A 25,721-nucleotide genomic window follows, 5' to 3' on the forward strand; every position below is an offset into this window, starting at 1 on the left:
AAAGAAATCTAAAACTCTTATAGAACTTTCATAAAACTTTAACGAACTAGCGTTGTAATTAAAATACGAACCGATTATCTTCGTTATATCGTTTTGTGTTAAGAATTAGAGCATTTGTTGAAGAAAAACGCGATTTTTGCGAAGAAGTGATTTTCAAACGTCATTTATCGTTTAACAGAACACTATAATTAGAAATAAATTAATGCCAGAAAATAAACAACTTAAGTACGACAAAGCTTATTTGAGAATAGCGAAAGAGTGGGGGAAATTATCTTATTGTGAGCGTAGACAAGTTGGCGCGATTATTGTAAAAGATAGAATGATAATCTCAGATGGTTATAATGGAACACCGTCAGGGTTTGAAAATTTTTGTGAAGATGATGAGGGCTACACAAAATGGTATGTATTACATGCCGAGGCGAATGCCATTTTAAAAGTAGCAGCTTCTACCCAATCATGTAAAGGTGCCACATTATATATTACAATGTCGCCATGTAAAGAATGTAGTAAATTAATTCACCAAGCAGGTGTTGTTAAGGTGGTGTATCATGAAGCATATAAAGATGATTCCGGATTAAAATTCTTAAAGAAAGCAGGAATAGAACTTAAACTAATAGAAGATTTAAAAGCATAATGTCATTTCAAAAAAAATATTTGCCATTGATTTTGGGTGTTGCAATAGCAACAGGCATTTTTGTTGGTGGAAAGCTAAATTTTAGAGACTCTCCGGATAAATTATTTTCTACAAATAGTAAAAAAGATAAGCTCAACAGGCTCATTGATTACATTGATTATGATTATGTTGATGAGATAAATACCGATAGCATTGTTGATGTCACGGTTAATGGTATTTTAGATAATTTAGATCCGCATTCTGTATACATTCCTAAAGAAGCCATGGAGCGTGTTGCTGAAGAGATGAAAGGAGATTTTGTAGGCATCGGTGTTAGTTTTTATCCTTATAAGGATACTATTGCAGTTATTAGAGCTATAGAAGGAGGGCCTAGTGCTAAAGTAGGCATTAAAGGGGGTGATAGGATTATTATGGCAGATAATGATACGCTATTTGGAGATAAGTTGAACGATGGCGAAATGGTTAAAAAACTAAAAGGGCCAATAAATACTAAAGTTCATTTAAAAGTATACAGAAAAGGTGAGCCAGAACTTTTAAACTTTACAGTAAAACGAGGCAATATACCTATAAAAAGTGTCGATGCAGCTTATATGCTAACCGAAAAGCTAGGTTATATAAAGATAAATCGTTTCGCAGAATCTACTTATAAAGAGTTTAAAAAAGGTTTAGATAAACTTTTAGAATTAGGTGCTACTGAGATTGCCCTGGATTTAAGAAATAACCCTGGAGGTATTTTAGGTATATCTGAGCAAATAGTAGATGAGTTTTTAGAAGACGATAAACTTATTTTATTCACTAAAAATAAACGTGGAAATATTGAAAAAAGTTTTGCAACAAGTAAAGGTGATTTTGAAGATGGTGCTGTGTATGTCCTTATAGACGAGAATTCTGCATCGGCAAGTGAAATTGTTGCAGGTGCATTACAAGATAATGATAAAGGCACTATAGTGGGACGTCGTTCTTATGGTAAAGGGTTGGTACAACGCGAAATGGATTTAGGTGATGGTAGTGCCGTACGTTTAACCGTATCAAGATATTATACCCCAACAGGGCGTTCTATACAGCGGTCGTATAAAAATGGGAATAAAGACTATTATGATGAGTATTTCGATAGATTAGAAAGCGGAGAACTTTTAGATTCTGAAAAGATTAAAGTGGCAGATTCATTAAAGTTTACAACACCAGCAGGGAAAATCGTGTATGGCGGCGGCGGTATTATTCCAGATGTATTCGTGCCAATAGATAATAGTATGCAAAATGAAACACTTACCTTTTTGCAAAGACGAGGGTTTATTGGGTATTTTGTATTTGAAGAATTAGAAAAAGATAGGCACCTTTACGATGGCATTCCTAGACAAGAGTTTATTGATTCGTTTGAAGTGAGTGACGACTTAGTGTTTGCTTTTCAAGATTATTTAAACGTGCGTACTGACTCTAAAATTACTTTTGTTGCATATCATGATGAAGTAAAACAGTATATAAAAGCAACACTAGCTGGGCAACTTTATGGCGGTGGAGCTTTTGAGGAAGTCTTCAATCAACGCGATATTATGATCGATGAGGTTATTAGGTTGAGTGATGAAGACCTTAAATTGACTGAAGAAGAAGATTAATTAGGCTTCTATTTTATCGTGTACCTTAGTGTCTTTACCATCATTCCAAAGTGTTAGAATATCGGTAGCCACATGCGCACCGCTACCAGAAGCTATGGCAAACTGGCTACGCCACCCAGCAAGTGTACCGGCTACATATAAATTATCTTCAAGTAAATGATCTGTGTTTTTTAACCAAATCCGATTTTTTTCAATGGGAGATCTTGGATGCCGTTCAATATAATCTTCAAGACCTTTAACAGTCATTAAATTAGTATAACCAACTGCAATTACAACAACTTTTGCTGTGTAGGTGTTTTTATTGGCTCTTATTTTAAAAGAATCTTCAGATTTTAACAACTCTAGGACTTTTTCACCTTCAATCTGATTAACATGCGGGTATAAGTCTGTTAATTGTTTTTTTCCACTTTCTAAAATAGAAGCACCAGTAGTTTCAGGAGTTAGTCCTAATACATTATTAAATAAAGCTGTTTGAAGGTGTGATGTTTTTTGATGAACTACGATACCAATGCGTTTATCTTTAGCAAAAACTTTGTTTTTAGCAGACCCTAAAACTAAAGCACAAGACAAACCCGCAGCACCCCCACCAATAATTAAAGCATCATACATTAGCTTCGTTCTTTTACCTTTTGTTCTATACGCTTAGATGTTCTTAAAATAAACATCATAAGAATAGCACAAAGAGACGCTACAATGGTAATTAAAGCAATTAAGCTGTCATCTTTAAAAGGCGCGTCAAAATTTACTTTTGTAAAGTTGAAGATCATTAGCCCAAAGGCTATGATACTTATAATAATAGTTAAATATTTCATCCTAAATATGTTTATGCAATTTCAAATAGCGCTTTAATATTATGAGCAAACAATTTAACAGCGATAGCTAATAATATAACACCAAATACTTTACGTATAATATTTATCCCGTTTTGCCCAATGAAACGTTCTATTTTAGCCGATGTTTTTAGTACTATAAAAATAAAAATAACATTTAATATAACAGCGACAACAATGTTTTCGATTCTAAACTCTGCTCTTAACGATAGCAAGGTTGTTAAGCTTCCAGGACCAGCGATTAAAGGAAACGCTAAAGGAAATACTGCAGTTGTCATGGCAGTACTTTCTTCCTGCTTATATAATGTGATTCCTAAAATCATTTCTAAAGCAATAAAAAACAAAATAAAAGCACCAGCAACAGCAAACGAATTTACATCAATACCAATAAGGTTTAAAATACTTTTTCCTAAAAACAAGAATACGACTAATATAATACCCGCAATTATAGAAGCTTTTTCGCTTTGAATATGACCTGCTTTTTTTCGTAAATCTATAATTATTGGAATATTTCCTATAATGTCTATAACGGCAAATAACACCATAAAAGCCGTAAAGATTTCTTTAAAGTTTAATTGCATTTTTTTGGTTATTAAGTTTTGTGGGCAAAGTTCGGTATTAAATACCAAATTATTGCATTAAATAATTCTAAAGATTGTCTATTTTTGTCTGATGTTTCAATTAGGAAAAACGATTGTGTCCGAAGATATTATTGAGAAAGATTTTATGTGTAATCTTTCGGCTTGTAAAGGAGCATGTTGTATTGATGGTGATGCAGGTGCGCCATTAGACGCAGATGAGACTAAAATACTAGAAGACATATATCCTAAAGTGAAACCTTTTTTGCGTAAAGAAGGTATTGAGGCCATTGAATCTCAAGACGTCTTTGTAACTACTGAAGATGGTGCATTAGAAACACCATTAATTAATGGCGCTGATTGTGCCTATGTTATTTTCGATGAAAAAAAAGTAGCGCTTTGCGGTATAGAAGAAGCCTATAATCAAGGTGAAATATCTTGGAAAAAACCAGTATCTTGTCATTTGTATCCTGTAAGAGTTCAAGATTATAGTGAGTTTTCAGCGGTCAATTATCATAAATGGCAAATTTGCGATGATGCCTGCTCATTAGGTAAAGAATTACAAATACCTATCTATAAATTTGTAAAAGAAGCTTTAATTAGGAAGTTTGGTGAAGATTGGTATATGGAATTAGAGAAGGTTGCAAATTCAAAAAAAAGAGATTAAAATTTATTTTTAAGTTTTAAAACTAGCGTCTCATTTCTTTACTTTTTTTGTAAACAAAGCTCCTTGTTTTATGGGGCTTAAGCGAAGATATTAAAAGTTAAGTGATTAACAATCAATAAGTTGTAATGTTGTAAGAAAGCCTTTTAAAAGGCTGGCTTGTTAAGTTTTGTTAAAAACTTGTTGACAATGTTTATAACTATACCTTTCTTTTATCACTACATTTTTCAATCTTTGTTACTCCCAAATCGAAAGAAATTTTCGTCCAATATTTTATAAAAAAATTAAAGAACAATGTCTCAGGCTATAGAACCGATTTTGCAAGAAAACAAAGACCGTTTTGTTATTTTTCCAATTCAACATCATGATATTTGGGAATGGTATAAGAAATCGGAGGCAAGTTTTTGGACAGCAGAAGAGATTGATTTACATCAAGATCTTACAGATTGGTCTACAAAGCTTAATGATGATGAGCGTTATTTTATAAAACATATTCTGGCGTTTTTTGCTGCCAGTGATGGTATTGTAAACGAAAATTTAGCTGAGAATTTTGTAAACGAAGTACAATATAGCGAAGCGAAATTCTTTTATGGATTTCAAATCATGATGGAAAATATTCATAGTGAGACCTATTCACTTTTAATAGATACTTATGTAAAAGACGAAAAAGAAAAAGATCTATTGTTTAATGCTCTTGATAACTTTCCTGCTATCAAAAAGAAAGCAGATTGGGCATTAAAATGGATTGAGTCTCCAAGTTTTGCAGAGCGTTTAATAGCGTTTGCTGCTGTTGAAGGGATTTTCTTTTCTGGAGCATTTTGTTCTATTTTCTGGTTAAAGAAAAGAGGATTAATGCCTGGTTTAACATTTTCTAATGAGCTAATATCTCGTGACGAAGGTGTTCACTGCGATTTTGCAGTGCATTTACATAATGAACATTTAGTAAATAAGGTTCCTAAATCTCGTATTAGAGAGATTTTAGTGGACGCTTTAGATATAGAACGTGAATTTATAACAGAATCATTGCCAGCTAGTTTAATTGGAATGAATGCTGTTTTAATGTCACAATACTTAGAATTTGTAACCGATAGATTATTGTTTGAATTAGGTTGCGATAAAGAATACAATACAGCAAACCCATTTGATTTTATGGATATGATTTCTTTACAAGGAAAAACAAATTTCTTTGAGAAACGTGTATCTGAATATCAAAAGGCGGGTGTCCTTAATAAAGAGGAAGAAAAGGATAAATTCAGTTTTGACGCCGATTTTTAATTGAGCCCCTAATTTTCAAAAAACCTCTCTTTTTGAAGATTCAATTAGAATGACATTTCCATAGTATATGGAAAATTAATAACCTTTTATTGAAGTAATATTAGCAACTGATTTTTATCTAATTAACCATTAGAACGAAACATTAGAATAGTAATCTAACCGATTTTCTGAAGGTGTATCAGAAAACCTAAAAAGTGTAATAAATATGTATGTAGTAAAAAGAGACGGCAGAAAAGAGCAAATCATGTTCGATAAAATCACTGCAAGAGTGAGAAAATTATGTTATGGATTAAATGAATTGGTCGATCCATTAAAAGTAACAATGCGTGTCATTGAAGGATTATATGATGGCGTTACTACAAGCGAACTTGATAATCTTGCAGCAGAGATTGCAGCAACTATGACGACAGCGCATCCAGATTACGCTCGTTTAGCTGCTCGTATTTCGGTTTCTAACTTACATAAAAACACTAAAAAGACATTTAGTGATGTTATGGAAGATTTACACAAATATGTAAATCCAAGAACAGGTAAAGATGCGCCACTTTTAGCAGACGATGTATATGAAGTGATTATGGCTAATAAAGAACGCCTGGATTCTACTATTATATATAACCGTGATTTTGGGTATGATTATTTTGGTTTTAAAACTTTAGAGCGTTCCTATCTTTTAAAATTAAATGGAGTCATTGCAGAACGCCCTCAACATATGCTTATGCGTGTTTCAATAGGAATTCATTTAAATGATTTAGATGCAGCTATTGAGACCTATGAGTTAATGTCTAAAAAATATTTTACACACGCTACACCAACATTATTTAATTCCGGTACACCAAAACCTCAAATGTCATCTTGTTTTCTTTTAACAATGAAAGAAGATAGTATTGATGGTATTTACGACACTTTAAAACAAACAGCTAAGATTTCACAATCAGCAGGAGGGATAGGTTTAGCGATGCATAATGTACGAGCTACAGGGAGCTATATTGCAGGAACCAATGGTACCAGTAATGGTATTGTGCCAATGCTTCGTGTGTTTAATGATACAGCACGTTATGTAGATCAAGGAGGCGGAAAACGTAAAGGAAGTTTCGCTATTTATTTAGAAACGTGGCATGCCGATATTTTTGATTTCTTAGACTTAAAGAAAAACCACGGTAAAGAAGAAATGCGTGCGCGTGATTTATTTTACGCAATGTGGATTTCAGATTTATTCATGAAACGTGTTCAAGAAGATGGCGATTGGACTTTAATGTGTCCTAACGAATGTCCTGGATTACCAGAAACGCATAGTGAGGAATTTGAAGCCTTATATTTAAAGTATGAAGCAGAAGGAAAAGGACGTAAAACAATAAAAGCACGTGAGCTTTGGGAGAAAATATTAGAATCTCAAATTGAAACAGGAACACCATATATGCTGTATAAAGATGCAGCAAACCGTAAGTCTAATCAGAAAAATTTGGGAACCATCCGTTCTTCAAATTTATGTACAGAGATTATGGAGTACACATCTCCAGATGAGGTTGCTGTATGTAATTTAGCATCTATTGCATTACCAATGTTTGTTAAAAATGGTCAATTCGATCATAAAGAATTGTTCCGTATTACAAAGCGTGTTACTAAAAACTTAAATCGCGTTATTGATAGAAATTACTATCCAGTAAAAGAAGCTGAAAATTCTAATATGCGCCACAGACCAATAGGTTTAGGGGTACAGGGGTTAGCAGATACTTTTATCCAATTACGTATGCCTTTCACAAGTGATGCCGCTAAAAAGTTAAATCAAGATATTTTTGAAACACTTTACTATGCTGCGGTTACTGCAAGTATGGAAGAAGCAAAAGTTGATGGGCCTTACGAGACTTATGAAGGGTCTCCAATAAGTAAAGGAGAATTCCAACATAACTTATGGAACTTAAAAGATGACGAATTAAGCGGTAACTGGGATTGGGAGAAGTTACGTAAGCAAGTGCTTAAAAATGGTGTGCGTAACTCATTATTAGTGGCTCCTATGCCAACAGCATCTACATCTCAAATTCTTGGTAATAATGAATGCTTTGAACCATATACTTCTAACATTTATACCCGTCGTGTATTATCCGGTGAGTTTATTGTTGTGAATAAGCATTTATTGGAAGATTTAGTTGAGCTAGGACTTTGGAATGAAAGTTTAAAACAAGATATCATGAGGGCTAATGGTTCTATTCAAAATATTGATACCATTCCTCAAGATATAAAAGATTTATATAAAACAGTTTGGGAGTTAAGTATGAAAGATATTATAGATATGTCTCGTCAAAGAGGGTACTTTATAGATCAGTCACAATCACTTAACTTATTTTTAGAAGGTGCTACTATGGCTAAACTAACATCAATGCATTTTTATGCATGGAAAAGTGGCTTAAAAACGGGTATGTATTATTTACGTACTAAGAGTGCTGTAGATGCTATCAAGTTTACTTTACAAACAACTAAGAAAGAAGAACCAACTGCAGAGGTTGTAGAAGTTAAGGATGTTAATGTAGATCAAGAACAAGCAAAAAAGAAACAAGTAGCAGCAAAAAATGCAGCGAAATTTGCGAAACAAAACACACCAGAAGTTGAGCCCATGACTGCAGAAGAAATGAAAGCGCTCATTGCTCAGGCGAAAGCTGGAGAAGGCGATGATTGCTTAATGTGTGGGTCTTAAATCAATTTTCGCTTATTGAATATGTCTCCCAATTCTTATTTAAAAGAATTTGAGAGGGATTTCAAATTAAGTGTTGTACAAAGCATCTCTATTGAGATGCTTTTTTTTATCATTAATACCAAATTAATTGAAAAAATGAATAAAACAGTAAATAAGCTTGAAGCTCTAATACAAAAAGGATTAAAATATATATTACAATCTTCAGAACTTGAATTGACTCAAAAATCACTACCTGAAAAGTGGTCAAAAAAAGAAATTTTGGGACATCTTATTGATTCTGGAATCAATAACCTTCAACGATTTACCGAAATTCAGTACGAGAATAAACCTTATAAAATAAGAAGGTACGAACAAGATAAATTAGTGAAAGCTAATGACTATCAAAATGCTGAATTTAAAGAAATTGCTAACTTTTGGTTTGCAATTAATACTAGAATAATGTGTTTAATAAGTCAACAAACAGAAGAAACACTTAATTACAAAATTAAAATAGACGATAACAATATCTCGGATTTGAGATTTTTAATTCAGGACTACGTCAATCATTTAGAACACCATCTAAATCAAATTCTGGAATAATACCAATTTGGTAATAGGTTTCAACTTTAACTTGTCTTGAACGCAGTCGAAAGGTTTAACATGATACAAATAACATGTTAATTAAGAACCTTATTTATATTGACATAAATATGAGGTCTGTTCAGATACTTTTACTTGAAACGTTTTATTGGCTTCAATCTGGTACGATTCGCCAGCTTTGTACGTTTTCCATTCGGATTCGCCAGGTAATTTAACGGTCATTTCTCCTTCAATAACAAGCATTGTTTCATGAGTAGAAGTACCAAATTCATAATCGCCAGCATTCATAACTCCTAAAGTAGATTTTCCAGTTTTAGTAGTATATCCTAAAGATTTAACATTGCCATCAAAATAGTCGTTTGTTGAAATCATATAATTATTTTAAAATTTTGACGAAAATAGCAAACTCAATTGGTATAGCAGCATGCTAATAAACAATATTATTAGTTGAATAGCTATGTAAAATATTCAAAACACCCTTATTCATTAAAGAAAATAAATTTATTGCTACATGTATTAAACCTTTAATAGTTTTTAAAGTCAAAGAGGGTTTAGTTCATAAATTTATAAAAACACCTAATTATTTAAAAGCAATCATTGCCTATGTCTTATACTTTTCAAAAAGACCTTAATAAAATCTTTTTTAAAACTTATATTTGCCCAAAATTTATTAATAATAACTCCCTTGCTCTTCATATGAGGTCTATTAAATTACTAGTTGTTGCCTTTTTATTAACATCAAATTTTGCAATAGCACAGATTACCGGAAAAATACAAGATACTACCGATAATTATCCTTTAGAATATGCCACAGCAGCACTTTATAACCAAGAAGACAAATCACTTGTAACGGGTGTTATTACAAATATTGATGGTGTTTTTGTTATTGAAAATGTTAAAAATGGACGCTATTATTTAGAAGCTTCTTTTGTGGGTTATACCACGAAAACTATTCAAAATATAGACATTTCAAAAGGGAATAAACGTATAGATTTAGGCGTTGTAAAACTGGTTTTAGGCAATCAACTTAACGAAGTGGAAATTAGGGGAGAACGTGCAACAGTAATTAACAAAATTGACCGTCAAGTATTCGATTCTAAAAATTTTCAAAATAGCCAGGGTGGAAGCGCAACCGATGTTATTAAAAACCTGCCTTCAGTATCTGTTGATGGTTTAGGAGATATAAGCGTTAGAGGAAGTAAAGGGTTTGCTGTTTTGATTAATGGAAAACCTACTCAGGGAGATGCTAGTGCTATTTTAGCACAATTACCTGCCAATGCTTTAGAAAAAATAGAAATTATTACCGCACCATCTGCAAAATACGACCCCGAAGGAAAAGGAGGTATTTTGAATATTATTACAAAAGAAGGCGCTATTAACGGAACATTTGCACAAATAAATCTGCGTGGCGGGTTTCCGTCTATTGAGCCTTATGATACTCAAGTACCAGCGCAACGTTATGGTATAGATGCTACCATTAATAGAAGAACCGATAAATGGAATTTATCATTTGGAACCAGCTACCAGCGTAATGATAAAACAGGTAGAAGAGAAGGCGAGTTATTTATTGTAAACCAAGTAGAAGATAAACAAACCTTTTTGCCATCAGATGGAGAACGTAGTTTTGACAATATTAGTTATAATGGTCGTTTTACTGTAGATTTTACACCAAATAAAAACGATGAATTCTCATTAGGTTTTTTTGCAGGCAAACACACTGTTGATAGGTTAGCAGATATTACCTATTTTGATAATCACGCTATTTCTCCCATTGGAAGTAATAACAGATTATACACTTTTTCATATTACAACCATAACTTAAGAACCCGTAAAGGAGATTTTGTATTGGGTAGTTTTGATTATGGACATACTTTTGGTGATAAATCAAAAATATCAACATCGTTTTTATATGAATATACCTTTTTAGGGGGGCCAACCTATAATGACAATGTAGATACTCCTGCCTATAATGTTATTTATCAACAAGAATTTAATACCAACGATAACCCTTTGCATGGGGTGCGTTATAATTTAGATTATAAATGGAAACCGTTTTCATTTGGAATTATTGAAACAGGATATCAATTTAGAAATTTAGATCACGAAGGCGAATTTATTTATGAACGTGACGGCGTTATCGTGCCAGAGTTTTCAAGTAATATTGAATTAAAAAGAACGCTTCATTCGGCTTATGGACAATTAACAGGCGCTAAAGACAAATGGGATTATGCTGCTGGCGTACGTTTAGAATCAATGAATAGAAAGTACACTGAAGCTTTGGTTAGTGAAGCAGTTCCAAATGAATATAAGTACGATTTTGTAAAATTGTTTCCTTCGGCATCATTACAATATTCGATAAATGACGATACCAAAATTAAAGCAGCTTATAGTAAAAGAGTAGAACGTACCACTACCTTAAAAATGAATAGTTTTGCAGAACGTGAGCATTCAGAGGTATTTGAACAAGGAGATAATCGTTTACTGCCTGAATTTATAGATTTGGTAGAGCTTGGTGTTAACAAAAAATTCAATAACAACACTTCTGGATATGCAACGGCTTATTATAGACATGTAAACAATGCTATAAATCGTGTTAATACCTTGGCCTATGAGAGTAATGGTGCTGTAATTGATACTATTTTAAACCGTGTGTATTCTAATGTTGGAAAAAGCAACGCTATAGGCATAGAACTTGGTACGCAATTTAAAGCTACCAAAAACTGGAGCAACTTTATAGGAGCCAATATATATAACTACGATATAGATGGGGACTTTGTATTTAGACATCGGGATGGTATTACCAGAAATTACAATGTAAATAGTAGCAACACGATCTATTCGTTTAATGTAAATTCTACCTATTCGTTCTGGAAAAATGCGACTCTGCAATTTACTTTTAACTACCTATCTGAAACAAATACCGCACAAGGTCAAGACTCTCAGTTCTATTCCCCAAATTTAACCTTGAAAAAATCGTTTTTAGACAGTCGATTGATAGCCACATTACAATGGCAAAACATCGATATGGGATTATTAAAAACTAACGAACAAAGTATTGCTACTTCCAGAGCAAATGAATTTTATACCTATACCAATTATGTGTATGAAGTAGATATGATTACTTTAAATCTATCATATACTTTTAATAAGGTTAAAAACAAATCGAAGTTTATAGATAGTGAATTTGGTAAAAAAGAGTTTTAATTTAAAAACTCTCTGATCCTTGGGTCGGGATTTCCTAATTCACCTATCCAAAAGAGAAGTCAGAACTATCTTTTTTGGCAGTTCTGGGTGAGGTAAAATACAAAATTTCGATTTTTTGACCCTCTGGGTTAAAATCTGTGTTCAACTTGATTGGGTATGAAACTGATAAAATACTTTACGGCTTGCCTTTGGCCTATCTACCAGGAGGCAGGGATAGTCGGTTTTAAGAAATTTTTATTCTAAACCATAGGTAGCCAACTGATGGATTAAGTTAAGGTCATAGTCTTGAATTTCTAAATTCCAAGACCAGGTTCTGCTGGAAATAAACCCGGATCCAACCCTGGAGTTATATTTTTTCATCCAAATACTAACACGATTAAATTCGTCAAATGCCAGAGGAATAACCTGGTCTTTATTAACACTAACGCTTGTTGTTTTTATCCATAAAGGCAGCCCTAAGTTTTGTCCTTCTTGAGTTGTTTTACTAAAATAGTTACCTCTTTCCCCAGGATTTTCATATTCAACATCAAGTAGTTTAGAGGCCGTTATAGAACTTCTTATTTGTTTCCCTGATTCATTTTTTTCAAAATAATTAGGAATATCTCCCATCCATATTACTTTTCCTCCATCATCCAGGTATTGGCGTATTAATCCTTTCTCTGGAGAGTCTCCAATTACATTTTTAGGAATAATTAAATAGGGGAAAACAATAACACTTGGAGCTTTATCATTCAATCTATTAACAATAAATTTATTTAAATCTTCTTCAGATTTTATGTGCTTAAAACCCTTTTTTTCTAAGTAAGGTGCTATTTTTTTACTTGCGTTAGGTTGCATTAAATTCATTTTACTGTTAATAGGATGATATACTGCTTTATGTGCTTTTATCTTTTCTTCTATAGCATAAGAATAGCCATTGTCGCAGCCAAAAAAGATCGTATTATTATCATAAACAGGAGAAGAATAAATTTCTGTACCTATATTGTATTCCCATTTTTTTTCACCAGTAAATTTTTTCATCCTGTAAATTTTTCCATCAGAAGAGGTAATATAAACACTGGTATTAGACAATAGAGCTTTCGGGAAATTATGTGCTCCAGTTTTAAATTCCCATTTTTTTTCACCTGTATTTAGATCTAGGGCACAAACCATATTATTTGTAGACCATCCTACAAAAACTGTTTCGTCTGATATATTTGTAGACATGGCCCAGGTATTGCCATACGCAAATTTCCATTTTATTTCGCGCGTTTTTAAATCAATTGAATAGGTATTTCCATCTCTTGATGCAATGATTAATGAATTATCTTTAATTAGCGGCTTAGCAATTATAGAACTTCTATCAAAAGGATAATCTTTGGGGTTGTAAGTTGCTCCTAATGTTTCAAACTTCCATAATAATTCTCCATATAAATTTAACACGTAAACATAGCCATCGTTACTTGGCTGATAAATGGTATTGTTAAAAACTAAAGGAGTCGCTCTAATTCTTCCATTAGTCTTGAATTTCCAGTTTATATGTCCATCTTTTACATTAATGGCATAAAGATTCCCATCACCAGAACCAATTAGAACATTATCGTTAACTACCACAGGAGAAGCCATAAAATACTTCCAACCTGAATGGTTGTCAGACAAAATTTCTTGCATTTCAAATGTCCAGTTTAAGCTTCCATCTTCGATGTTAATTGAATACAAACGATTATCTCTGCTCGAAATATATAAAGAAGCGTTTGATATTTCTGGAGAAGAAACTATAGCACCATTCGTTTTATATTTCCATATTTGGTTGCCGTTTAACTTGTTTAATGCATATATATAACCATCAGAGCTTCCAAAATAGATGTTGTTCCCAGAAACTACAGCAGTACCACGAATTGCGCCATGGGTTTTAAATTGCCATTTAATTTTTGGGTTTTCTATGTCTTGTATAGCTAAAGATGATTGCGAAATACTAAGAAAAATTAGCAAAAGGCAAATCATTGAATGTCGTTTCATAAGTAATAATAACTAAAGATGATCTCAAAGCGTCGTTGCTGCCGATTTATTTGATTTTTTTAATTGTTTTTGGATTTTTTTAATTGCTAGTTCTATTGATTTGTCTGGTTCAATAATATTATATTCTCCCCAGAAATCAGGGTCTGAAAATCCTAAAGAATAGTTAGCCATTATTATAGAAGGTTTAATTCTCTTGTTATGTTTAGGCATTTCTTCGGTTACGTTTTTTTTCCAGTCGGTTACTGCCATTTCGCAAGACATGCTAAAATTGGAGTTAAATAACTTATTCTTCCAATTTACCTTGAAATCTAATGTTAGATTGCTATATCCGTAATACCATTTTTCATCTTTCTCACGATAATCTACACGATATGTTGCACTTGTTGGTAAAACAATGGATTGAGAAGGTTTCTTTTTAAGAAACATTGTAGAGGCCATTTTTTTATCGGTTATATTAAGAGAGTATATGGCGCTGGTAAGAATTTTATTTTCAGAATCTATAAATAGTTTGCCTTTATAAAGAGGTTCTTTAAATCCATTCTTTTGTTTGAAATTGATAACATGGATAAGCTTGTTATTTACCTTTGTAGAATGGTCAAAACTAAATGTGTAATTAGGAATAGATTCCTCGGAAAAAATATATTCAGGATATTTCATTATGTCAATAAAAAGCGTATTGAAAGGGCCTCCCTGTAGTTTAAAAGCAAGCGTGTCTAGTCTAGAATAATCAGTGCTTTTTCGTATCTTATAAAATTGTAAAGCATCTCTACGACTTGAGTTATAAGGCATTTTGTATATGTTTATTATAGCTTCTGAAAGTGAGATATTCCTTTTTCGTTTTTTTATAGTTTCTCTATAGAAGGCAGTCATTAATGTTGGATCGTTAGAATAGTTTTCTCCTTTTTTATTCAGTATTTCTCTAACTAATTTTTCAGCGTCTTTTATAACATCTATATTAATCTCGGCTAATTCAGTCATAAATATATTTAGAGAAATAATATTTTTATCTTCTTTAAGATGTTCTAACAAAATAGTTTGAGAAACATACCCAAATAAAGAAATTACTACATTCTTTTTGCCTATATTCCTAGGTACTTTTAGTAAAAACTCTCCTTCTTTATTTGTTATGGTATTTATATTTGTGCCTTCTATAGAAAGATTAGCAGATACAAGAGGTTTACGAGTATCGTTGTCTATAACTTTCCCTTTAAATTGATTAAATGATGGTGTAACCGATACATTATTTTGTAAAGCTTGGACATCTTGGGAACTACTTATGAAGAAAGTAATTGCTATTAATGAAATTATGGTCTTTTTAATTTGAAATTGATAAATTTTTTTCATGATAATATTTTTAAAATTTGAAGATTCATCTACAATGATATTTTCAAAGTAAAGTAGAGGCGTTCATTAAAATGTCCCGATTCGTGAATCAGGACGATTTTTATATAAATTATTGATAGAAGAAAAATGCTGATTTAGTTTAAGTGTAGCAAAGAAGCTGTACTATTTAAAGCTTTTCTTGTATTCGGTAGGTGTGGTTTGGGTGTGCTTTTTAAAAGCGGCATTAAATGCACTTTTAGAGTTAAATCCAGATTCATATATAATTTCTAAGATTGTTTTTCTCGAATCTATATATTGTTCAATCAGTTTTTTTGCTTCATTAATTCTATATAAATTTATAAAATCTTGAAAAGTCATGTTATAGTGACTATTTATAAATTGTGATAGGAGTCTTTCTTTTACATTCATTTGCGATGCTAACTCAGATATTGTAAGACCAAACTGCAGAAAGGTTTTTTCTTCTTTCATAAGAGCTTTTAATTTAGAGTTTAGAATTTCCGATTCATTTTTACTTATAGCTAATGATTTATCTTTTTTTATAGATCCTCCAAAATGAGAGCTAAATAGGGCTTTACCTAGTATAACTAAGAAATATAGAAGAAATAGAATTGCAGAAACATATAAATAAGCTGTAATATTTGAAATACTTGTATAAACTAATAAAAGCTTTGCTATAGCATTTGAGGTACACGCTATAAAATACCCATAAATAATAAATTTATTCCATCTAATTTTTGATAATATAAAACTGTTTTTTGAATCATTATTTTTAGAGAATTTTTCAATTGAAATAATAGCCAGAATATTATATATAAAAACCTGAACGCCTATGAAAATAAGATTGATCTTTCTAAAGAAAGGTTTAAATATTTCTTTAGAAATTAGAAGTTGACTTTTTTCTTCAATAGTATGAAAATGAAAAGTAGAAAGAAAATAGATAGATAATAGTATAAAGGGTAAGTAATGAAGTATATGCTTTAGTTTAAAATGAAAGTTATTGTTCGTCTCGGCTTTTATATATAAATACATGGATGGTCCCCAAATAGTATAAAACGGAATGGAAATATATCCGAAATAAGAAAAAGTATTATAAGTAACACCGGAATGAGACCAGAAAAGAGAATCTAGCGAACTCAGTATTTGAGCAAAAAAAAAGAAAGCTATTAATCTATTGGATATTAAGTGCTTTCCTTTAAATAATAAAACCGCAATTAGAGGTAGTTGAATAAAAATGCTAAGTATATGAATAATATCGTATGAACTAAAATTCAATAGTAATGAGTTTTATTATACCAATTTGAAGATAAAATGACATATAAAAGCCTATGTTATTTTTAAAACTAAAAACGCTGCGATTAAATGATATAGCATCGTTAATGAGTTTATGAACAAGTAAAAAACTTGATAGGGTAACAAGTCGATAAGTGATATTTTATGTTCAAATTGGTATTAGATTATCTTTTTTGTAAAAGTATAAAAATATACACTTCATCATAAAACGAAATGCTTTTTATTTAGACTTAAATATAGATAGAAAGTCATTTGCTTATAATAAGAAAGCACCTCGAGATGGAGGTGCTATTAAGCTTCTAGGTATTCAATATGCCTGTCTTTATTCTTCTTCAGAATTACTTGCTGCTAGGGTTGCAGGTTCAACAGAGCTATCATGAGCATTATGGTATTCTTCTAGAAGATTCATAGTTGCCGTTAATAGATCTTTTGTTTCTAAAAGAAGACTGAAATATAAAGTTGTGTTTTTTGGACTGGATTCTTCAGTTCTGGTGCGTTCTACTTGTATTTGTATTTTTTCAGTAACTAAATCAAAAATTTCTTTTTTGTTATTTAAAATAGCGCCAATTTGTTCGAATGATCGTGAATCAAAAGCTTTTTTAGTTGTGTTATATAATGACTCAAGATTCTGGTCAATTTGTTTAAGTTCTTTAATTTGATTGAACTTTAATTTCTTATGGTTATTGTTTACATGTTTATGACTTACTTTAGAAATATATTCTAATGACTGTGTCATGTCTTGTAAATACCCTAATATGTTAATATAGAAATTACTTGCACCTAAGCTAGATTCGTCTAAATTTTTAATAAAATAAAATATATTGTCACGTAATTCATCGATTTCATCAGATAGCTTCACGATGTTTTTCTTATTCTTTTTTAGTAAAACTAAATCTTGTTTTGCTAAACCAACTATAGCGCTAGAATAAATCTTGTTACCACGTTTTACAACATTAGCTATATTGTTTGCGCTTTCATGAATAACACCTTGAATAGAGCTGCTTTCAGCTTGCGTAAGGCTATCTTCATCAATATCCTTTTTCGAATCTTTTTTGTGAGATAAGTAGTTTCTTACTAATAAGATGATCGTTAATAACAACAATATTGGTGTCATCACACTAGGATTCCACTTAATTAAAAAGACAACAGATCCAGCAGCAATAAAAGCACCAATAGCGGTGCCAAACCATCCCCCAATAACATTTAGTACACCTGCAACTCTATAAACGGCACTTTCTCTTCCCCAAGCACGATCTGCAAACGATGTCCCCATGGCAACCATAAAGGTTACATAAGTCGTAGATAGAGGTAATTTCATTGATGTTGCAATAGCAATTAACACACCTGCTACCATTAGGTTTACAGAAGCTCTAATCATATCAAAAGCAGGCGCATTGATACTTTGGTCTTTTGTCAATACAACATCTGGTTTTTCAAAACTTTTTCCTATTTTTTCTTGAGTAGATACAGGTACAATTTTACTAAATAGATCCGATAACCAAGTAGATCCTTTTACAACGCTTCTGGATAATATATTTGGCTCGAATTTTTCATGTGTATCTCCTTGACGAGATAAACTTATTTCAGTTTCTGCTACTGTTTTAGCTTTCTTGGAAAACCATAAGGTTAATACCATAATACCACCAGCTATGAATAGTAATAATGGCTCAGCAGGTACTTTCTTGTCAAGTACTTCCATTGAAAACATGGATGCATCAACACCAGAACTAATCCATGCTTCATAAGAATGATAGGCGGCCATTGGTACACCAATAAAGTTTACTAAATCATTACCAGAAAAAGCAAGTGCCAAACCAAAAGTTCCAACAGCAATTACAACAAGTAAGATCGTTTTTTTGAATACCTTTTGGAATCCGAATGAAAATAAAGTCCAAAAAACTAAGCTTCCTAATATAATAAGAAATTCATTGCCTTCTAGAAGACCTTTAAGATCGTTGTAATAAGGTGTTCCTTTTAATCCTTTTAAAAAGATAAAATAGGTTATGGCAGCTAAAGAAATCCCACCAAATATAGCACCGAAATTTTTTATTTTCTTTTCGTAATGAAATGTAAAAACTAAACGAGAGATCCATTGTACAATAGCACCAACAGTAAAAGCAATGAATACGGACATGATGATACCTCGAATAATCTCTAAAGCTTTCTTTGTATTTATATAATCTCCCAGATTAGCAAAGGTTTGAGAATCTGAAGCACTAATTTTTATTAATGACATAACCACAGCAGCACCCAATAAGTTAAATACAATAGAAACTGTTGTAGATGTTGGCAACCCTAATGTATTAAAGAAATCTAACAATAATATGTCAGTAATCATTACTGCCATAAAAATATACATGATTTCTTCAAAATTAAACATGGCAGGCACGAAAATTCCTTTACGTGCAACTTCCATCATTCCACTTGAAAAAACAGCTCCGATAAAAATACCTAAACTTGCAACTATCATAATAGTTCGCATAGAAATTGCTTTAGAACCAATAGCAGAGTTCAGGAAATTTATAGCATCATTACTTACACCAACTACAATATCAGCAACAGCTAAGACTGTAATGGCAATAAGCATTAATAAATATATATTATGATCCATGATTTAATTAAATTAAGTTTGCAAATATCTTAAGTGTTACTAAGTAATATGTTACGTAAATGTTATGTTTTAAAAATGAATATCAAATTGTAATCTCCACATTAACTCATTATTTCCACTATCAACTTCTAAGTGGCTAATATCGGTTTGTACTTTTAAACTGTGTCCTACAATATATTTAGACACTCCTAAGGTATATTGACTTTCAGGGTTTTTACCCGTAATAGCTTTATCTAACTCTATATTAGTATAACGCCCAGAAACTTCCCAATTATTTTTAAACAAATATCCAGTTTGTAAGTTTAGACCTTTCCCTACTTGAACCTCATCACCAGTTAAGGTGCCATCAGAATTTTTTACAAAAGGATCTTTGGCATCTCTGTCGGCATATTCTGCCATAAATGAAAAGCCCTTATACTTAAACATAGCATCAATAAATAGGGTATTGATATTTGTTTCATAAAAACCATCACCATTATCTATGATCATATAAGACCCTTGATTGCTCCTATTTTTAACGGCATTATTATTATGGTCATAAGCTACAGCTAATGATAACTTTGGTGTTTGTTCGCGAGTTAAATCCCCTCCTTTATAGTCTCCTTTACTTATAAAACTTCCAAAAGGGAATAATTCTACACGTCCTGTAAATTGATGCCCACCTATATTACCAGTGGTAATATTTCTGCCTTCACCTTGAGAAATAGAAAATATTTCTTTAACAAGAAACTTATCAGACAGTTTAAAATGGTGTCTTAGTTGCATACCCATATCTCTATCTATTGTAAATCTACTATTTAATAAAGAACGATCTACCTGTTGAAGATTTGCTGAGGAAATAACACGCTCTCTGTTTCCTGGAAGCTTTGTTTGTCCGAACCATAATTCGAAATTTTCGTAAAAGTTCCACATAACAACGGCATCTAAGATATATCTTGGTGCATTACTAGTAAATTGCGAAGCACCAGATTGGTCTCTATTTGATAGACCTAATTCGAATTTATACTTCAATTTTGGGCTAAAAGCATAACCGTCAAATTTTAAACGCGAGCGTCTAATTGACATATTAGATTCATTGCTTTCACCATCTTCCCAAATAGAAGTAGTTAAAAATTGAGCTCTAAATCCAATTTTCATCGTCCAAGTGCTGTCCTTTCCTATCAGATTAAATAATCCTTTTCCAAATTTTGATGCGTTTGATTCTTGTGCGTTTACAACAGTTAGAGTAAATAAAAAAAGTGCTACGAGTGTAGTTTTAAGTTTCATTGTCAGTATTAGTTTTTGTCGCTGCAAAGAACCAATACGAATGTTAACTTAATGTTAACCAAGGGTTAAATAAAGACTAATAAAAGGCTGCCTTGGCCTAAGGCAGCCTCATTAGAAATCATAATAATGTAGTCGACAAAAACTAATAGATTATAATGAAATACTAATTGTTAGTCTCAAGACAAATACAAATCTCTTAGTTTAAAGTGACTTGAATGTAATGAGAATATTAAGTAATTATTAAGGATTCCAATGTTAAATATTTATAATTAAGTGATTGATAAACAAAATATTACAGATTTAATGTTAATTTAATGTTATGTAAAGGTTGATTTAGTGTTATCTTATTTGTATATTTGATATATATAATATTAAAACCCCATAATTATGAAGAAATTAGTTTTATTTTATTTTGCCTTTTTAATTACTGTGGTATCTTTTGGTCAACAAAAGAGAGATTTAAAACATAACAAAGACACCAACTTAATTGAAGTTGTTTATTATCATGACAATGGTGCTGTAAGCCAAACAGGGACTTACACAGCAGATGGTAAACTACATGGTGAGTGGTTGAGTTTTAACACAGAAGGTAAAAAAGTTGTTTCTGCAAATTATGATAATGGTAAAAAAGTCGGCAAATGGTTTTATTGGAATAATGAAACTGTAAAAGAAGTAGATTATAGTGCTAATGTTATAGCCGGTTTAAAGGAATCTGATACCAAAGGGAATCAAGGAGGTATTTAAACTTAAAGAATAACTAATAAAAAAGCATCCTAAGAAATTAGGATGCTTTTTGTTTTTGTAAAATGCGTATGTATTGCCAATCTATTTTAAGAAGACATTGTTGTGAATAACATTTTAGTTTAACTTAGTAACTACGAAGCTTTGGTTTGCCCAAGCGAATGCTGATAAATCAGCACCAACTCCAGCTTTTGTAGTAACAGTGTTGTCAGAAGGAATAGAAATTCCATCAGTAATAACAGTTACAGTACCTGTAATATCCCCACCAACGTTATCATCTCCTACGTTTCCTTGAGCATAAGCGTTAGAAATAGTTAAGATACCGTTTCCGTTTCCATCTTTAGTATCAATTCTATTTCCAAAAGAAGCATTTCCGTAAGAAGCAAATAAAATGTTGCTAATAATAGCTTGGGTACCTCTTCTTATTTCAGCTCCAGCTTTAAGGGCCACATCTGGGTTAAGATTTAAAATAGTAACATTTTTCAGTGTAGGTGTAGATATAGGTACAGCAGTTGCATCAGAGCTATTACTATCTCCTTCAATACCTCTTGGATCATCTGTAGCAGCATCAAAACCATCGTTACGAACTCCAAATGCATTGGTGATAGTACCAGTATAACCACCAGTCCAGTCAAACATATCATCTGCAATGTTAGCACAATATACATTAGTTACATTAACGCTACCTCCAAAGAACTCAATACCATCATCGTTACCATTGCTTACAACAATATTGTTAACTACAGTACCGTTACCAACACCGAAGAAAGATATTCCGTTAAATTCCTGCTCTCCGTTAATTTTAGCTCCGGTGTATTCAGCAATTATATAGCTTAATTCTCCAGAGTCATCAGTATCATCAGAACCGCCATAAAGTAAACCAGCAACTTCAGATTGTACATCTGTACCTTTGTTACTTTTTGCTTTACCAGCAATTACAATTCCTCCCCAGTCACCAGCTTTAGGGGAACTTGCATCTGAAGTAAATTTAATAGGATTAGCGGCTGTACCTTTAGCGATCAATTTTGCTCCTCTTTCTACAGCTAAGAAAATATCTGTTCTACCACTTTTAGCTTTGATTACAGTTCCAGGCTCTATGGTTAAAGTAGCTCCACTTTTAACTGTAAATGATCCTGTTAAGGTATACTCTACAGAAGCTAATAATGTAGCATCTGCGGAAAGATCCCCTTTTAATTCACTACCCGTAATAGGGTTTTCTCCTCCATTGCCTGGATCGATTGTCCTGTTGTCATCATCGGATGAACAAGAAAAAATTGAAACTATGGTTACAACGATTAGCAAGTTTTTTAATGTTTTCATTTTTAGTTTTTATTTATTTTTATAATTACAGTGCAAATTAACTCCAATTGTATAAATAGAATTTTACGCAAATATTAGTATTAGGTTAAGAAATCTAGCTAATGTTAAATTAATGTATCACTTTTAAATATGCTCTTTTTGGTATAAAATAAAAACTCTCAAAAAAGTAAAATACTTTTGAGAGTTTTTAGCAATTAATTGACTTCTTGTATTTATAAACTGTAACTTATTCCAGCAGAAATTGAAGCTCCTCTTTTATAAGAGTTCATTGTAAGTTTTTCAGGAATATCTCTGTATCTTTCAAAACTAGGATTTAATAAGTTTTTAGCATTAAATTTTATGCTTAGGTTTTTATTAAATTTATGACTGAAAACAAAATCTAACAAAGGCACACCTTTTTCAACAATATTTTCTTGGAAGTTTGTACCAATACTATACACTTTATCGCTTTGATAATTGAATACCAATGTTGAGATGGTTTCTTTATCATTTAATTTAAATCTATAAGAAACATCTGCGTTTATTGTAAAAGGAGAAGCTCCTTCTAATTGAGAACTATCACCTGTATAGTTAAATAATGTGTTAGAAGTATTGTACTCAAGTTCCGTTTTCATTAGTGTAACATTTCCTCCTAATGTAAGATTTTGAGATTTTTCTTGATCATCAGATTCTTTAGACAGGATGTTTAATCTACCTTCTAATTCAACACCGTAAACAGTGGCATCACCAGAGTTGTCAAATGTAAAGTCTCTTTCTACAGCAGAGTTTCTTTCTAGGCGATTAATAGAATTTTGAATTAATTTACCAAAAACACCTATTGAGATTAACTCACTCTTATTTGGGAATAATTCAAACTTAAGCTCTCCATTATAATTATCAGATGGAAGTAAAGCAGGGTTTCCACTTTCTTGATAGTTGATACCTTCATAAGTAAAAGGAGCAATTTCCTTAAACTGTGGATATGTATAGGTAATACTACCAGATGCTCTTAGGTTTGTTTTTTCATTAAGCTGGTATTTTAAGTTAAGAGTAGGTAAGATGTATTGTTTGTCAAGTGTTATTTTACTATTATTGGAAAAACCAGGGAAACTAATGTTTGTATCCCATTCTACATCCATTTTTATATCTTCTGCACGTACCCCAACATTTGCCGTAAGTTTATCATTAAACTTATATATGGCGTTAAGATATGCTGCATGTATTGTTTTTTCTGCATCATATAATTGAGGCAAATATGTTTCTGGATCGTTACTATTTCTTCCTCTGGAAGTTTCAATTCCAAAAAGACCATTATTTAAATTGTTTTGATTGAATGTCGCATCTAAATCATTTACATCAACAAAAGAGTTTCTTGGGTTAGTAAAATTATGATCAAAGTAAATACCATCAAATTTTCTATCCGTAATACTTCCGTTATAACCTAAAGTTATTTTTCCATTGTTTTCAAAACGTTCACCTAGATATTTTACAATACTAAGATTTCCTGCAATGTTATTTTCAAATAAATTACCATAAAATCTACTGTTATCCCTAACGGCATTTTGAGAGATTCTAGTTGTATTGGTATCATTATTTATAATAAAAGTATTTTTTCTTCTATCAGGTTCATCATTAAATATAGCATTGTAACTAACAGCTGCATTTACATCTATTGATTCCCCTAATTTGTTAGTAGATAATAATTGATTTACAAAAAGTCTGTTTTGAATCTCTGTTTGTAATAATACATTTACCAATCTATTATCATCTGAATCTCTACCTACATCATTAGTTGTTCCAACGAAGTCCTGTATTTTTTGTGTGTTAGAGTGAATAAATAAATGATTGTAACTTAGTTTGTGATTGTCGTTAATTTTGTAAACAATATTACCCATTAGCATTTTTGAAGCATTATAGTTGTATGTTTCAGTGTCAAAAATAGAACCAACATTAAGGACTCCACTATCACTTATGTCTACAATGGCATCAGCAGTACCTTCTTGAAAAGTATATTTGTTACTAAAAGATCCAACTAAGAAGATGCTTAAATTACTCTCGTCAGATAACGTGATTTTTTTACCATAGTTAATTGAAAGTCCTAAGTTAGGATTGGCTTTTGTAGAATTAGGAGTATAGCTATTCTCAAAACTATAAGTTGATAAACTTCTTACATCGTGTTTAGTATTAGAGTTAACACCAAACCAGTTAGCGCCATCAATTTCTTTAAAATCTTTAAAGGTAGTTTGAGTATTTGCCCCTGTAGAAACACCTATTTTTAATAACGATTTTTTTGATGTTTCTTTACTTACAATATCAATATTTGCTCCAGCAAGATCTAATGAGGTATAAGAAGAAAAAGCTTTTCCTATACCTACGCTTTCTATGATATCTGAACCAAATAATGATAAATCAATATTTTTATTTCTTGGGTCATTAGATGGAAGTGGTAAACCATTAAGAGTGGTAGTATTATATCTATCACCTAAACCTCTTACGTAAATCTTACTAGAACCTTCTTTTTTATTTACTCCAGTAACTTTTAAAGTAGCTGCCGCTGCATCAGAAACGGCTTTCTTACTAAGCTCTTCAGCCCCTATGGCCGTTTTTATTTCAACAGCTTTTTTCTGCTCCAATAGTAATGCTGTTTCGCTCTCTCGTTTGGTAGTCGTCTTAATGACGATTTCATCTAAAGAAGCTGCACTAGCACCCATTGGTACATTTAACTCAGTGACTTTGCCTGCAACTATTTGTATATTTATTTCTTGGGTTTCATACCCTACAAAACTGAACATTAATGTGTATGCTCCAGGACTTAAGCTTTCCAATTTATAATAGCCATCAAAATCTGAAGTAGTTCCTTTAGTAGTGCCTTTTATTATCACGTTGGCAAAGGCTAAAGGCTCATTGTTATACTCTTTGTCTGTTAGTTTTCCAACAACAGAACCTGTACTTTGAGCATGAGAAAATGTAGCAGTAAATACTACTAATAATATTAAAATTTTTTTCATTATTTCTATATGATTTCTAAGCTGCAAAGAACGGGAGGCTATGTAAAGGGTATGTTACCTTTAGATTAAACAACGGTAATTAAAGAGTTATCTAAATG

19 protein-coding genes are annotated in these 25,721 nt (G+C 31.8%); 8 read left to right on the plus strand and 11 right to left on the minus strand.

Going from position 1 to position 25,721, the window contains the following annotated elements; genetic code table 11:
- The first annotated feature begins 202 nt into the window (after nt 1–202).
- Entirely contained in the window at nt 203–634 is a 432-nt protein-coding gene (locus tag Q4Q39_RS12455) for a deoxycytidylate deaminase (RefSeq protein ID WP_303282823.1), read from the plus strand.
- Nucleotides 634–2,247: a S41 family peptidase gene (locus Q4Q39_RS12460; protein ID WP_303282824.1), complete on the plus strand. Its 1,614-nt coding sequence runs from the start codon at nt 634–636 to the stop codon at nt 2,245–2,247. The genes Q4Q39_RS12455 and Q4Q39_RS12460 overlap by 1 nt, the downstream gene beginning before the upstream one ends.
- Here the strand turns inward: Q4Q39_RS12460 and Q4Q39_RS12465 are convergent, their stop codons facing one another.
- From Q4Q39_RS12465 to Q4Q39_RS12475, 3 genes are read right to left on the minus strand one after another with little or no spacing between them, the layout of a single operon-like run.
- A complete protein-coding gene (locus Q4Q39_RS12465) occupies nt 2,248–2,856 on the minus strand; it encodes an FAD-dependent oxidoreductase (protein ID WP_303282825.1) in 609 nt (202 codons plus the stop codon).
- Entirely contained in the window at nt 2,856–3,059 is a 204-nt protein-coding gene (locus tag Q4Q39_RS12470) for a hypothetical protein (RefSeq protein WP_303282826.1), read from the minus strand. The genes Q4Q39_RS12465 and Q4Q39_RS12470 overlap by 1 nt, the downstream gene beginning before the upstream one ends.
- Nucleotides 3,060–3,070: 11 nt before the next feature.
- Entirely contained in the window at nt 3,071–3,658 is a 588-nt protein-coding gene (locus tag Q4Q39_RS12475) for a MarC family protein (protein WP_303282827.1), read from the minus strand.
- Nucleotides 3,659–3,749: 91 nt separating this feature from the next.
- On the opposite strand from Q4Q39_RS12475, the gene Q4Q39_RS12480 reads away from it, so the two are divergent.
- From Q4Q39_RS12480 to Q4Q39_RS12495, 4 genes are all read left to right on the plus strand, one after another.
- The gene (locus Q4Q39_RS12480) at nt 3,750–4,322 is read left to right on the plus strand and encodes a DUF3109 family protein (protein ID WP_303282828.1); all 573 of its coding nucleotides are present in this window, start codon (nt 3,750–3,752) and stop codon (nt 4,320–4,322) included.
- 291 nt (nt 4,323–4,613) lie between these two features.
- Nucleotides 4,614–5,594: a ribonucleotide-diphosphate reductase subunit beta gene (locus Q4Q39_RS12485; protein ID WP_303282829.1), complete on the plus strand. Its 981-nt coding sequence runs from the start codon at nt 4,614–4,616 to the stop codon at nt 5,592–5,594.
- A gap of 205 nt (nt 5,595–5,799) precedes the next feature.
- Complete coding sequence (locus Q4Q39_RS12490) at nt 5,800–8,283, plus strand: ribonucleoside-diphosphate reductase subunit alpha (RefSeq protein ID WP_303282830.1); 2,484 nt, start codon at nt 5,800–5,802, stop codon at nt 8,281–8,283.
- Between the two features lie 135 nt (nt 8,284–8,418).
- Nucleotides 8,419–8,862: a DinB family protein gene (locus Q4Q39_RS12495; RefSeq protein ID WP_303282831.1), complete on the plus strand. Its 444-nt coding sequence runs from the start codon at nt 8,419–8,421 to the stop codon at nt 8,860–8,862.
- A gap of 90 nt (nt 8,863–8,952) precedes the next feature.
- Here Q4Q39_RS12495 and ppnP read toward each other — a convergent pair whose 3' ends face one another.
- Nucleotides 8,953–9,234 carry a pyrimidine/purine nucleoside phosphorylase gene (ppnP, locus tag Q4Q39_RS12500; protein ID WP_303282832.1) on the minus strand — a complete coding sequence of 94 codons (282 nt, stop codon included), beginning with the start codon at nt 9,232–9,234 and terminating at the stop codon, nt 8,953–8,955.
- 324 nt (nt 9,235–9,558) lie between these two features.
- On the opposite strand from ppnP, the gene Q4Q39_RS12505 reads away from it, so the two are divergent.
- On the plus strand, nt 9,559–12,066 hold the full coding sequence (locus tag Q4Q39_RS12505) for a TonB-dependent receptor (RefSeq protein WP_303282833.1): 2,508 nt from the start codon (nt 9,559–9,561) through the stop codon (nt 12,064–12,066).
- Between the two features lie 234 nt (nt 12,067–12,300).
- Here the strand turns inward: Q4Q39_RS12505 and Q4Q39_RS12510 are convergent, their stop codons facing one another.
- The 5 genes from Q4Q39_RS12510 to Q4Q39_RS12530 form a co-directional block, all read right to left on the minus strand.
- A complete protein-coding gene (locus Q4Q39_RS12510) occupies nt 12,301–14,049 on the minus strand; it encodes an outer membrane protein assembly factor BamB family protein (protein WP_303282834.1) in 1,749 nt (582 codons plus the stop codon).
- Between the two features lie 39 nt (nt 14,050–14,088).
- The gene (locus Q4Q39_RS12515) at nt 14,089–15,408 is read right to left on the minus strand and encodes a carboxypeptidase-like regulatory domain-containing protein (protein ID WP_303282835.1); all 1,320 of its coding nucleotides are present in this window, start codon (nt 15,406–15,408) and stop codon (nt 14,089–14,091) included.
- Between the two features lie 162 nt (nt 15,409–15,570).
- Nucleotides 15,571–16,680 carry a helix-turn-helix domain-containing protein gene (locus Q4Q39_RS12520; protein WP_303282836.1) on the minus strand — a complete coding sequence of 370 codons (1,110 nt, stop codon included), beginning with the start codon at nt 16,678–16,680 and terminating at the stop codon, nt 15,571–15,573.
- 340 nt (nt 16,681–17,020) lie between these two features.
- Nucleotides 17,021–19,309: an inorganic phosphate transporter gene (locus Q4Q39_RS12525; protein ID WP_303282837.1), complete on the minus strand. Its 2,289-nt coding sequence runs from the start codon at nt 19,307–19,309 to the stop codon at nt 17,021–17,023.
- A 69-nt stretch (nt 19,310–19,378) separates the two neighbouring features.
- Nucleotides 19,379–20,575, minus strand: a complete 1,197-nt coding sequence (locus Q4Q39_RS12530) for a porin (RefSeq protein WP_303282838.1) — start codon at nt 20,573–20,575, stop codon at nt 19,379–19,381.
- A gap of 387 nt (nt 20,576–20,962) precedes the next feature.
- On the opposite strand from Q4Q39_RS12530, the gene Q4Q39_RS12535 reads away from it, so the two are divergent.
- The gene (locus tag Q4Q39_RS12535; RefSeq protein WP_303282839.1) at nt 20,963–21,319 is read left to right on the plus strand and encodes a toxin-antitoxin system YwqK family antitoxin; all 357 of its coding nucleotides are present in this window, start codon (nt 20,963–20,965) and stop codon (nt 21,317–21,319) included.
- A 114-nt stretch (nt 21,320–21,433) separates the two neighbouring features.
- On the opposite strand, the gene Q4Q39_RS12540 is transcribed toward Q4Q39_RS12535, so the two are convergent.
- Together Q4Q39_RS12540 and Q4Q39_RS12545 are read right to left on the minus strand one after the other, a co-directional pair.
- Nucleotides 21,434–22,636 carry a beta-helix domain-containing protein gene (locus Q4Q39_RS12540; protein WP_303282840.1) on the minus strand — a complete coding sequence of 401 codons (1,203 nt, stop codon included), beginning with the start codon at nt 22,634–22,636 and terminating at the stop codon, nt 21,434–21,436.
- Between the two features lie 212 nt (nt 22,637–22,848).
- Entirely contained in the window at nt 22,849–25,623 is a 2,775-nt protein-coding gene (locus Q4Q39_RS12545) for a TonB-dependent receptor (protein ID WP_303282841.1), read from the minus strand.
- Between the last annotated feature and the right edge of the window lie 98 nt (nt 25,624–25,721).

This window comes from Flavivirga amylovorans (assembly GCF_030540875.1).
GTDB lineage: Bacteria > Bacteroidota > Bacteroidia > Flavobacteriales > Flavobacteriaceae > Flavivirga > Flavivirga amylovorans.